Source organism: Bacteroides sp. Phil13 (genome assembly GCF_001940965.1).
GTDB classification, from domain to species: domain Bacteria; phylum Bacteroidota; class Bacteroidia; order Bacteroidales; family Bacteroidaceae; genus Bacteroides; species Bacteroides intestinalis.
In genome coordinates this window covers 1-11,758 of record NZ_MSHA01000047.1, presented here as the reverse complement: position 1 = coordinate 11,758, position 11,758 = coordinate 1, and the positions used below count along the sequence as shown (strand labels likewise).

The 11,758-nt window shown below is 40.6% G+C and carries 11 protein-coding genes; all 11 read left to right on the top strand.

Going from position 1 to position 11,758, the window contains the following annotated elements; genetic code table 11:
- Positions 1-76: 76 nt before the first annotated feature.
- The 11 genes from BWI44_RS08835 (at position 77) to BWI44_RS08785 (ending at position 11,542) form a co-directional block, all read left to right on the top strand.
- Positions 77-1,285, top strand: a complete 1,209-nt coding sequence (locus BWI44_RS08835; RefSeq protein ID WP_005778771.1) for a LamG-like jellyroll fold domain-containing protein — start codon at positions 77-79, stop codon at positions 1,283-1,285.
- The gene (locus tag BWI44_RS08830; protein WP_286812971.1) at positions 1,270-5,667 is read left to right on the top strand and encodes a phage tail family protein; all 4,398 of its coding nucleotides are present in this window, start codon (positions 1,270-1,272) and stop codon (positions 5,665-5,667) included. Before BWI44_RS08835 ends, BWI44_RS08830 begins: the two co-directional genes overlap by 16 nt.
- A gap of 11 nt (positions 5,668-5,678) precedes the next feature.
- Positions 5,679-6,071, top strand: coding sequence for a hypothetical protein (locus tag BWI44_RS08825; protein WP_005778773.1), 393 nt, complete (start codon positions 5,679-5,681; stop codon positions 6,069-6,071).
- 82 nt (positions 6,072-6,153) lie between these two features.
- Positions 6,154-6,426: a hypothetical protein gene (locus BWI44_RS08820; protein ID WP_005778775.1), complete on the top strand. Its 273-nt coding sequence runs from the start codon at positions 6,154-6,156 to the stop codon at positions 6,424-6,426.
- Between the two features lies 1 nt (position 6,427).
- Positions 6,428-7,735, top strand: coding sequence for a hypothetical protein (locus BWI44_RS08815; RefSeq protein WP_286812970.1), 1,308 nt, complete (start codon positions 6,428-6,430; stop codon positions 7,733-7,735).
- A 359-nt stretch (positions 7,736-8,094) separates the two neighbouring features.
- Positions 8,095-9,105 carry an RNA-directed DNA polymerase gene (locus BWI44_RS08810; RefSeq protein WP_005778778.1) on the top strand — a complete coding sequence of 337 codons (1,011 nt, stop codon included), beginning with the start codon at positions 8,095-8,097 and terminating at the stop codon, positions 9,103-9,105.
- On the top strand, positions 9,083-9,466 hold the full coding sequence (locus tag BWI44_RS08805) for a hypothetical protein (protein WP_005778779.1): 384 nt from the start codon (positions 9,083-9,085) through the stop codon (positions 9,464-9,466). The genes BWI44_RS08810 and BWI44_RS08805 overlap by 23 nt, the downstream gene beginning before the upstream one ends.
- An 18-nt stretch (positions 9,467-9,484) precedes the next feature.
- Positions 9,485-9,883 carry a hypothetical protein gene (locus tag BWI44_RS08800; protein WP_005778780.1) on the top strand — a complete coding sequence of 133 codons (399 nt, stop codon included), beginning with the start codon at positions 9,485-9,487 and terminating at the stop codon, positions 9,881-9,883.
- Positions 9,884-9,886: 3 nt separating this feature from the next.
- On the top strand, positions 9,887-10,381 hold the full coding sequence (locus BWI44_RS08795; protein WP_005778782.1) for a hypothetical protein: 495 nt from the start codon (positions 9,887-9,889) through the stop codon (positions 10,379-10,381).
- A complete protein-coding gene (locus BWI44_RS08790; protein WP_005778783.1) occupies positions 10,368-10,946 on the top strand; it encodes a glycoside hydrolase family 108 protein in 579 nt (192 codons plus the stop codon). Before BWI44_RS08795 ends, BWI44_RS08790 begins: the two co-directional genes overlap by 14 nt.
- Before the next feature lie 2 nt (positions 10,947-10,948).
- Complete coding sequence (locus BWI44_RS08785; protein ID WP_005778784.1) at positions 10,949-11,542, top strand: hypothetical protein; 594 nt, start codon at positions 10,949-10,951, stop codon at positions 11,540-11,542.
- Positions 11,543-11,758 lie beyond the last annotated feature (216 nt).

Genomic DNA, 11,758 nt, shown 5'->3' with positions numbered 1-11,758 from the left:
GGCGGTACTTTGAAGACAGAATCTTCAGAAAGGGCCGTGATCAAAGTTATTGAAAAATATAAAAAAACTTACTAAAATGGCAAATACAAAGAATGTTATTTTGAATTTACCTTTCGACGAATCGGACGGTTCGTTGATCGCTTATGACTATTCGGCCAATCGTGCGGACGGCATTGTGTCCGGTGCAAAGTTTGTTTCCGGTAAGATTGGAAATGCAATTCAGTTTTCCGGCAAAGACACATGTAAGATTTCTAAAAACGTATTGAATCTTTCGGGCGAATTTTCAATCTTATGTTGGGTCAATCCAATGTCGATTGAAGCGGGAAGCCCTTCAAAAGTGATTTGGCTTCTTGCCTTTGACGGTGTTGATCAATATTCCGAAATCCCAATTGAATTATCATGCGGCAATTGGGTTTCCGTTGCTATGACCAAAAGGGGGGCGCAATACAATTTCTATGTAAATACCGCACTTGTGAAGACAATAAACCGTTCCGGCACATTGTTAGGCGTTTCATTGAATCAAGATTATTTCGGGGGTGAATATGGGAAAGGTTGTGTTGACGACATGAAGCTTTATAATATTGCCCTTTCCCAAGAAGACTTGATCGAAGAAATGTCAAATGTCAAACAATTGACATATTACATTGACGGTGTTGATCTGAAAGAATACGGCGTATATGTTTCCGGTTCCGACGGGTTGACAGATCGGCCAAAAATGAAATCCCCGATGTCCGTATCATGGGACAACTATCACGGAACATGCGTTGATCTGAATCACAAGTTTTACGAAAGTCGGGAAATCACCTTGTCTTGCTTTATTAAAGCCGTAGAAGGGAAAGGCGACTTTGCAAGTAAAGTGAACCGCTTTTTCCAAATCTTCGACAAAGCGGGCACACACCGCCTTATGGTTGATATTCACCCAACAAAACCGCTTGTCTATGAAGTATATTCAGAAGATGCAATCGCAATCAAAAAGACTTGGGATGATAGTTTAATGATAGGAACTTTCACTTTGAAATTGAAGGAGCCGTCCCCGGTAAAAAAAGTACTAAAGTTTATTCGTGTCGGAGAATCAACGCAAAATTGCTCTATCAAAATCACAACAACAAAGCTTGTTGACATCTATTGGGGTGACGGTGAAGTTCAGACAGACATTTACGGCGAAGACTTGGTTGTCAATCATACATTCAAGTCAAACGGTGATTACTACATCATTGTAGCCGGGTGTATTGACGAAATTGAAAAGTTTGAAACAAATGCAATTGTAGTATGGAACAAATTATAATTATTCGGCGTGACGGTTCACGGGTTCCCCTTCAAAACAGGGGAACCACAACACGAATTTCAAGCGCAAAACAAAAGGTCGAATTATTGGGGGCCGACACTGTTGATATAACGGTTCAATCTCCTTTCCCACAAGCATACGAAATTGGTGACAGGATTGAAATATTCGGCCGAAGATATACGTTGAATGTGTTGCCTAAAGTCAAAAAAGAATCGGCATATAACTTTCAATATGACTTGCAATTTGAAGGCGTGCAATATGACCTTGCCCGTGCTTCTTATGATGTCACAATTGACACAACAGGTGTTGACGTTCAAGGGGATTCATTGACAGGTGATTTACGCCGTTTCATGCAAGTGTTAATTGCCAATATATCCCGAATATTTCCCGGAAAATGGGTTCTTGGTTCTTGTCCGGACACAGACACAAAGACATTGACTTTCGGAGATTCCGACAATTGCCTTTCAGTACTTCAAAATGTTTGTGACGAATACGGGCTTGAATTTGAGATTATCCAATCGGCAAACGGTGTATGTACAATAAACATCACCAATGTAGGAAAGACTTTCCCTTTCACTTTCAAATATGGAAAAGGATTGGGAATCTACGAATTGACAAGGGAAAAGGTGTCTTCCTCAAACATAGTCACCCGATTAAAATGCTACGGATCAACTAAAAATATAACATCAAAATACCGTTGCACAAAACTTTGTCTTCCCAATAAAACCAAGGCACAAAGTTATCTTGAAGATGCCAAAGCAATTGCGCAATATGGTATTTGGGAAAACACAAAGAACTTTGATGATATTTACCCACACCGCACCGGAACAATATCAGCCTTGGGGGACAGTGTTTTAAAGTTTTCCGATTCTACAATGTTCAACTTGAATGAAACTGAATCAGACGGGAAAACAACAAAATACTTATTGAACGGGGTGTCGGCAAAGGTACATTTCAATACGGGGAATTTGGCCGGATATGAATTTGAAATTCATGCTTATGATCACGCAACACATACCTTCACGCTAAAAAAAATAACCGATAACAGGGATATGTCTTTCCCTTCCGAAACATCTTCCGCATTTCAATTCGGAATAGGTGACGAATATGTGTTGATTGACATTGCTTTGCCACAATCATACATTGACGAAGCCGAAAAAAAGTTGTTAGAAGCCGGAACAAAATTTCTTCAGCAGAATTGCCAACCAAAGGTGCAATACTCATTGACACTTGACGAATTCTTTTTAAAAAGTATTGCGGGCCTTGGTACAACATCGAACGCAATTTGGGTTGGTGATTATATCCCGGTGATTGATACGGACATAGACGTTGATAAATCTATCCGTGTCAAATCATTCACAAGGGATTTGATCGACGAATACAAATACACTTTGACAATTGCAGATGTTTCGGTTGAAAGGTCAACATATACCCGTGTTATATCGGATTTGATTGACATTGACAAAATATTGACTATCAATAATTTGAAAGACCCTGCAAAGGCCCGTCGTGATTGGTTATCAGCGCAAGAAGTTTTAAATATGGTCTTTGATCCCGAAGGTGATTATTACACTGATAAGATCAAGCCCAATTCGGTTGATACTTTGATGTTGTCAGTTGGCGCAAAATCAATGCAATTTGGATTGGTTGGAACCGTATTTCAGCCAAATTTCAATGGAAATAAAAACCTTATGCGGGTAAAAGGCGGTATTTTGACGCATTATGCTATTGAAGAAATGCCCCGTTCTTGGACCTTATCGGACGGGGACACAACCTTCTTGTCTGATTCACAAGCTTATTATATTTATGCGAAAGTCTTGAAACAAGGAAATACCGGAACAATAGTTTTCACACCGCAACAAATTGGCGTTGAAGAAGATGCAATGAATTATCATTTTTGGATCGGAGTTGTTAATTCGGTAGATACAATGTTACATGTCCGGTCCGTTTCCTTGACCTATGGTTTTACAACCGTCAACGGAAGATTTATCAAAACAGGACGTATTCAATCGCCCGACGGAAGCACATATTTTGATCTCGACGCCGGGGAAATTGGCGGGAAGATCGTGTTTGATTCAAACGGCCAAGAAAAAACGCTTGAAGAATTAGGGCAAGAATCCCTTGACGCAAAGAATTATATCGACAACACTTTGCCGGGCATATTGAATGATTTGCGGGCACAACTTGACGGGCAAATTGAACAATTCTTTTATGAATACGATCCAACGACAAGCAATATTCCGGCCAAAGAATGGACAACGACAACCTTGAAAGAAAACCATTTGGGGGACTTGTTTTATAATACCAAAACCGGAAAAGTTTTTCGTTGGGTAAAGGAAGGAACGGTTTATAAATGGAAAGAACTTCAAGATTCAGAAGTTGCAAACGCCTTGGCCCTTGCCAATGATGCCCTTGCATTAGCACGGGAAAAAAGAAGAATATTCACTTCTACACCAATCCCGCCGTATGAAGTCGGGGACCTATGGGTCCAAGGTGCTTCGGGGGATATTATGCGTTGTAAAACGAATCGTTTGTCCGGTTCATATACTTCAAGCGATTGGGAAAAGGCATCAAAATACACTTCGGATGCCGCTTTGACGGCCTTCATAAACGGAGTATTCGCCAATACTGTTGAAGACTTCACGAATCAAATTGACGGAAAGATCGAATCTTGGTTTCAAGAATCAGACCCCGCAACAACTTGGACAACCGTTGAAAGTCAAGTGAAGCATGTTGGTGACACATGGTACACCCCGACGGATAAGAAATTGTATTTCTATGTGAAGGGAAACGTTTCTCAATTTAAAAATGTCATTAGCAAAAACGGGATTCATTTTTGGAAAAAAGGAACCGCACCAACGATCAGTAATGCACCCGCTTCAAGTTGGAACACTTCTATATTGAAAGAAGCACATGTAAGTGATTTATATTATAATACCGCCGCAAAGAAGCTATATATTTATAGCAAAAAAGTTGAGTATGACAACAACGGAAACCCTATAATTTCTTACTATTGGAATGAAAAGGACGACGAAAACTTGTTGTTTGTTTCTGCAAAGGTTGTTAGTTATTTGGCCGACGGTGTAACCCTTTTTATCAATACGCCAAACACTTATACAATCGGGGATTGCTTCATTCAAGACTTGTATATAAAAATAGCTAACACAACAAGGACAACCGGAAGTTATAATTCTTCAGAATGGACAACCAAAACGAATGTTCTATACTATTGGCAAAGGAGCGTTGATCAAACAGCCTTGGACGCATACGAAGCAGCAAGTAAAGCACAAGACACCGCCGACGGCAAACGTCGTGTCTTCGTCTCAACGCCATACGCCCCGTATGACATTGGCGATTTGTGGGTAAATGGAGCCGATTTGCGGCGATGCCAAACCGCAAAAGTTGTTGGACAATCATATAGCATCAACGATTGGGTCATTGCCGTGAATTATGACAATACAAAAACAGTCATTGACGGGGGTATTGTCACTTCCGGCACGGTACAACTTGCAGGATCGGGCGGTTCTATCCTTGCAGGAATAACAGGCGAAGGAACGGAAGCTTCTTCGGTTCGTTTTTGGGCCGGGGCTTCAAAAGAGAATAGAAATACGGCCCCTTTCCGTGTTTTACAAGACGGATCAATAATTGCATCAAAAGCAACAATTGAAGGCATTATCAAGGCAATATCCGGTAGCATTGGCGGTTTTGAAATCGGGCAAGGAAGAATCGGTGTTTCTGAATCTTCTGAAATGGAAGGCAAATACAATGGTCTTGCATTGTTATCCGATTTTATAAAATTCTCAAAAACCAATTTGTGGGCCGGAATAGGCGCAAACGTGTTCCCCGCATCAAGTGGATTAATGGGTCTTGGCCGTTTTGAATATTCGGGAAGTTCATATAATAGTGGAATTGGTTTATATACAAAATTTAGACCAAGGAATAATTCATCTTGGTACACCCAAAGGGCTTTGCAAGTAGACGGAAATTCTTTCTCAATTGGGGGTAATGCACATTTTGACGACACTTATCACGGTGAAGCATATACCGACATCATTGAAGAATATATCGGTATAACGAACAACTTCTTCTTCGGTTCAATTGGGGCCGCATATAGAAATGTAAGATTACCCGGACGGGCATATATGAATAGAACCGTCTCTGAATTATCGGGCAAGGACATATCATTCTTGCTTTATATTCAAATTGGTTGGTTGGGAAACAGCAATCGAATAAAACTTTCCGGTTGTGACGACGGCGTATTAGTAGATAATAACGCCGAACGCATAAACGGCGGGAATGGTTGGCTTGACATGGCACAAGGCGACAGTTTGGTTTTAAGGTATTGCAATGGCCATTATTATACAGTAAGATATGGTACTTAAAAATTAAAATTATGGAATTAGCAAAAATTGATAACGAAGGAATGATTGATGTTCGGTTTTGTGATCCGAACAACGGTGTAAAAATGGCGAATTTGAGAAATGCCGGGTTTCTCAATCTTGTTTCGTCGATACAACCAACCGTTCAAGACGGTGAAGTTGCCGTTGATTCCTACAAAGAAGAAAACGGAAAACTTGTACAATATTGGGAAGTGAAGGTTGATTCGGTTTATACTCAAAAGAAGATTGATAATTTGAAAGAAGTATTATCGTCTTCAGATTATAAAGTGATCAAATGCCAAGAAGCTTCTTTGATTGGTGAACAAATGCCCTATGATGTTGACGAATTACACAAAGAACGTCAATCAATTAGGGATGAAATCAACCGTCTTGAATCGTTGATCTAAGCGGGAAACTTACGCTTTTTTTATTCAACAATATATCACAGTGATATAATACAACCTATTTTTGAACTAAAATTTTCAACTTATGAACACAAGAAGTGGTGAAATGGTAAGTCCGCAAGTTGCCAAGCTTGGCAATATTGAAGGGTTGCAAGATAGCAACTTTTCATTGCCGGACGGTCAAGCCTTCCTTTTAAAGAATGAAGGAAATGAAGACGTCTATCTTGAAGTTACGCCCGCCGGAATGGACGACGGGACCTTCATTGAAACAAGGCTTTATCCGGGTTGGAACCCGGAAATTATAAAGGCAGTGAAGCAAACTTCATTGTCAAATGTCAAACTTAAATGGGGCTATTGATATGGGAATCTTAATTGGAATCGGGGGAACGGAACCAAAATTCCCCTATAATTACTTTTATGGGATCGAATGGGACACAAATGTTGCCGATTCCGCTTGTACTCGTTTAGGCAGACCGGAACTTCATGTTTCATTGCCTATTCAATCACTTATGCGCCGTTGCATCTTGAATGATGCCGGAAACGTGGTTTATTATCTTCATGCCAATGATTCGACTAAACGTGACAACGGTGCGGCGGCTGATCTGACGGGGGCAACCGGGCAAGTCATGGTCGAAATACCGGAACACTATGTCCGCTTTGAAATGGAAGGAACTAAACGCCGTTGTTTGATGTCAATATACGCTTTGCCCGGATTTAGACGCATCCCGAAAATGTATATTTCAGCGTATGAAGCCGCCCTTCAACGTTCGACATTGAAATTGTCTTCAGTTGTCAACACTTCAGCCGATTACAGGGGCGGGGGAAATCAAACGGCTTGGGACGAACTAAGCAAAACGCAATTAGGACGTCCCGCAACTGCAATCAGTTTAACCAACTTCAGAAAGTACGCCCGAAATCGTGGATCAGTCAATTGGAATTGCGACACATACTTCGTGCAACGTGCGTTGTATTGGTTGCGTGCCGTTGAGTATGCAAACTTTAATTGCCAATTAGCGTTCAATGCGCAACCAACTTCGGAAGGATACAAGCAAGGCGGCTTGGGTGCGGGAGTTACTACGGTAAACAGTACGAAATGGAGCAATTTTACAGGTTATTATCCGCTTCTTCCTTGCGGTGTAACCAATTCATTAGGTAATGCAACCGGAGTTGTCAATTACAACTTACCGCAAGATTATGACACTACGATCTTGACCGTTGGTGTTCCTTCTTATCGTGGAATAGAAAATCCATTCGGTCATATTTGGTCATGGGTTGACGGTTGTAAATGCCGTATCCAATCAGAAACCGACGGGGGATTATCTGAATTTTACGCTTGTGAGGACCCGCAATATTTCCAAGATACAAACTATAATAACTATGAATTACGGGGCGTATTGCCACGCAAAGAAGGTTATATCAAGGAAATGATTATCGGTGAATATGGTGAATTCATGCCGCTTGCAGTTGGGGCCGGATCGACGACATATTTTTCAGATTATTTCTATACAAATATTCCGGCTTCCGGTGAAGCTCAAAGGGTTGTGTTGTTCGGCGGTTCTTCGTATCTTGGTGCGAGTGCGGGTGTCGGCTACTCGAATACGAATGCTACGGCGTCGTCTACGAATGCGCTTGTCGGTTCTCGGCTTTGCTTTTTACCGGGCGTGTAACGCCCCGAATCGTTTTTTGAATTTTGAAATTTTGAGTTGAAATAAAAGGGTTGTCCGTCGTCGGGGTGTGTTGTTCAGCGGTTCTTCGAATAATGGTGCGAATGCAGGTGTCAGCTACTCGAATACGAATAATACGGCGTCGAATACGAATGCGAATATCGGTTCTCAGCTATGCTTATAAAAATATTGCATCGACGGAAACCTTGCCACAAAAGCAAAACAGTTTGTTTTGCATGACTTGGGAAACCAAGGGCAAAAAATAAATTTTATAAAACGGTGTTGGTAGGGTATCAAAGCCCGAAGACCCCCATTATATAAGCAAACGTATATCACACTGATATACAATAATATGAAGATAAATGAAAAGACTTGGAAATTTGTATGATCAGATTTGTAGCATTGAGAATTTGCGATTGGCCGATGAAAAAGCCCGCAGAAGAAAGCTTCGATCTTACGGGGTCCAACGGCACGACAAAAACCGTGACGAGAATCTTTTGCGTCTTCAAGAAATGCTTTTAACTCAAACATACAAGACGTCACAGTATGATGTCTTCACAATTTATGAACCAAAAGAACGGCAAATCTTTAGACTTCCATATTTCCCGGATAGGATCACGCATCATGCAATTATGAATGTTCTTGAACCGATTTGGGTTTCAGTCTTCACGAATGACACCTATTCTTGCATCAAGAATAGGGGAATACATGCAGCCGCTAAACGGGTCAAATATGATTTAAAGACAGACCCGGAAGGCACAATTTATTGTCTAAAGATAGATGTTCGCAAGTTTTATCCTTCTATTGATCACGATATACTAAAACAGGTTATTCGCAGAAAAATAAAGGATAAACGCTTGCTTTGGTTACTTGACGAAATTATTGATTCGGCCGACGGTGTACCTATTGGGAATTACTTATCCCAATATTTCGCCAATTTATATCTTGCTTATTTTGATCATTGGATCAAAGAAGTCAAGCAAGTAAGATATTTCTATCGCTATGCCGATGATATTGTGATTCTATCTTCAAGCAAAGAATCACTTCACGCCTTATTGCGTGAAATGCGGGTTTACCTTCGGGACAATTTGAAATTGAAAATCAAGCACAATTTTCAAGTATTTCCGGTCGATTCACGGGGGATTGACTTTTTAGGATACCGCTTCTTTCATACTCACACACTTTTACGAAAGTCTATCAAGCAAAGATTTTGCCGCCGGGTTGCAGAATTGAACAAAAAGACAGACATAAAATTTGAATCCTTCAAACAACAGATTTGCAGTTGGTGGGGTTGGTGTAAGTATTGCGATTCAATAAACCTTGTAAACAAACTTTTAAAAAATTCAGCGTATGAAATCAGTTTCAGACGATAAGCCAAATGTATTTCAAAATCTTGGCAATGGTTCATGGTTTTACAACTACGATTTCAAAGAAGTTGATCAGCCGCAAGAAGTTGATCAAGAAAATGTTCCCGTCAAGAAGTCTTGGGAATGTGAAAGCGTAAAGGTGTGGGGGATACCAACATCAAAAACCGTAAAAAAGGCCGTAATTTCAAACACTTGGGACGTGACGCAAGAAATAGACCTTGCAAATGACAACAAGCGTTTTGAACTTGGGATTTCAGAGGATAAAACTTTGCAAGACAAGTATATTGCTTATTTGAACAAAGTAGAAGAAATTAAACAAATGGTTGAATCCGACTTTCTAAACTATTCGGGTCAACTTATTCAATAACTTTTAATACTTTCAACAATGAAATTTAGTGATCTTGGGGTTACAACCGATGTTGTTGTCGGAAAGGGAATCGAAATGGACGAACTTTTCGGACAACACATCTTGATTGAAAAAACAATTATCAAACCGACGAATTTTCCGGGGAAAAATTCAAGCGGTTTGCGTATGCAAATGCAAGTATGTTTCCCAACTTGGTTGCCGGACGGGTCTTGGGAAAAAGGAGAAGACGGAAATCCGAAAGGGCAAAGACGGTCTTGTTTTACAGGATCAGACGTTCTAATTGGTGCTATACAGGAAGCCGAACAACGTATTCCAATCATCAATAAAGATCGTGAATCCAAAGGATTGCCGCTTCTTAACTTGTACCCTATGGACACTACTATTGTCAAGGTTGGCAAGTGTTTTCAATTTACATAAATCATGGAAGAAATTTTGAAAGCGATTTTTAATTCAGTCGGCAAATACTTATTCGGTGTATTCGGTGCGGTGTGTGCTTTCCTTGAACCAACCGTTCCGTTCATTTTGATTTGCACGTTGGCGGTCTTCATGGATTGTTGGACGGCTTGGTCTTTATCCCGAAGAGTAAAAAAGAAATTCCCCGGAGCAAATGACGGTAAGTTTAAGAGCAACTATGCCGGACGTGTCTTTGTAACTTTGATTAAAGTCTACGCTTTGACCGTTCTTGCGTTTTTGATACAAACATACATTCTTGAAGGATTGCCCGTGAAGTTGGCAAACATTGTCGCCGGGGCTGTATGCTTTTGGCAAGTTTGGTCAATGTTGGAAAATGAATCGTCTTGCAATGATTCAAAATGGGCTAAAATAGCACAAAGAATCATGGTTGATAAAACCGAAAGACACTTTGACATTGATTTGCACGAATTAAAGAAAGGGGGCGATAATGGCAAATGCTAATATTTTGTTACCATTCATTTTGCGTTGGGAAGGTGGTTTCGTAAATGATCCAACGGATCGGGGCGGCGCAACAAACAAAGGCGTTACAATAACAACTTGGCGACAAGTTGGGTATGACAAGGACGGTGACGGGGACATTGACGTTGATGATCTAAAATTGTTGACGAATGAAGATGTCCGGGACCGGGTGTTGGTTCCCCATTATTGGAACCGTTGGAAAGCGGATACTATTAACGACCAAAAAATCGCAAATATTTTGGTTGATTGGGTTTGGGCTTCGGGATCGCATGGAATAAAAATTCCGCAACGTCTTCTTGGTGTTGATGTTGACGGTATCGTTGGCCCTAAGACTATCGAAGCGGTAAACTTTGCCGATCCCAAATCCTTGTTTTTGGCAATATATGACGAACGTGTGAAGTTTATCAACAACATTGTCGAACGTTCCGTTTCAGAGTATGAAAAAAAGATCGGCCGAAAAGCAACAGAAGCCGAACTTCTAAAATACACCCAAAAACGTTTCCGCAAAGGGTGGTTGAATAGATTATCAGAACTTAAAAACTTGTAGTTATGCAAAAGTTGTTTTATATTTTTGTTTTACTTTGGTCTTTGTTCTTTTGCTTGTCGTGTTCTTCAGTTAAGAAGTTGTCCGAAATGACTTCTTCTTCCGAAAAGAACACTACAAAGGAAGAAAATGAAAGATCATTCATTGAAACCCGGATAGACACAAGCAAAATGTCCGGTCTTGAAATCACGTACACCCGAATCGAATATTTTGATCCGGCCCGAAACGCAAGAGAATACGAAACAGGATCAGAACCCGAAGATTCCGTTCTACATGCCAATAATATTCCTTTGCCTTCAGAATATAAACCGCCGGAAAGCAAAAAGCCAAAAGGAGCCGTCAAATCAATCGAAACGTTGTCGGTCAATAAAGTATTCAGCAAAACGGGGAAAGTCGAAAATAGGGCCGTTTCTGAAAGCGAGAAGACCAATCATGAATCATTTAAGAATAACAATATTCAAAAAGAGCAAGAAACCCCCGTTCCCGATCCGAAACGTTGGAGATATATTTTTTATTTGGCTTTATTGGCGGTTGGCGTATTTCTCTACTTCAAGCGAAAGGAGATTTTTAAAAACGTCAAGCGGTTCTTTTCAAAATAAAGCATATCTTTGCATCAATGTTGCGTTCGCCGGGAGTTGCGGCCCGGTGTTCCAATTCCCCGGAGAAATCCGGGGATTATTTTTAAAAAGCGCAAAAGTGTTACGATAGTAGTACGGAGAAAAAAGGGAAAGTCTGCAAGTTATTTCTTTGCAATTAGATAGAAGGAAAAGACCTTAGAGTTCATAATCATGAGGTCCCCGGTTCAATCCCGGGTC

Excerpts from the sequence above, each read along its gene's own strand:
- BWI44_RS08835 (WP_005778771.1), top strand. The coding sequence starts at position 77 with ATGGCAAATACAAAGAATGTTATTTTGAATTTACCTTTCGACGAATCG.
- BWI44_RS08830 (WP_286812971.1), top strand. The coding sequence starts at position 1,270 with ATGGAACAAATTATAATTATTCGGCGTGACGGTTCACGGGTTCCCCTT.
- BWI44_RS08825 (WP_005778773.1), top strand. The coding sequence starts at position 5,679 with ATGGAATTAGCAAAAATTGATAACGAAGGAATGATTGATGTTCGGTTT.
- BWI44_RS08820 (WP_005778775.1), top strand. The coding sequence starts at position 6,154 with ATGAACACAAGAAGTGGTGAAATGGTAAGTCCGCAAGTTGCCAAGCTT.
- BWI44_RS08815 (WP_286812970.1), top strand. The coding sequence starts at position 6,428 with ATGGGAATCTTAATTGGAATCGGGGGAACGGAACCAAAATTCCCCTAT.
- BWI44_RS08810 (WP_005778778.1), top strand. The coding sequence starts at position 8,095 with ATGAAAAGACTTGGAAATTTGTATGATCAGATTTGTAGCATTGAGAAT.
- BWI44_RS08805 (WP_005778779.1), top strand. The coding sequence starts at position 9,083 with ATGAAATCAGTTTCAGACGATAAGCCAAATGTATTTCAAAATCTTGGC.
- BWI44_RS08800 (WP_005778780.1), top strand. The coding sequence starts at position 9,485 with ATGAAATTTAGTGATCTTGGGGTTACAACCGATGTTGTTGTCGGAAAG.
- BWI44_RS08795 (WP_005778782.1), top strand. The coding sequence starts at position 9,887 with ATGGAAGAAATTTTGAAAGCGATTTTTAATTCAGTCGGCAAATACTTA.
- BWI44_RS08790 (WP_005778783.1), top strand. The coding sequence starts at position 10,368 with ATGGCAAATGCTAATATTTTGTTACCATTCATTTTGCGTTGGGAAGGT.
- BWI44_RS08785 (WP_005778784.1), top strand. The coding sequence starts at position 10,949 with ATGCAAAAGTTGTTTTATATTTTTGTTTTACTTTGGTCTTTGTTCTTT.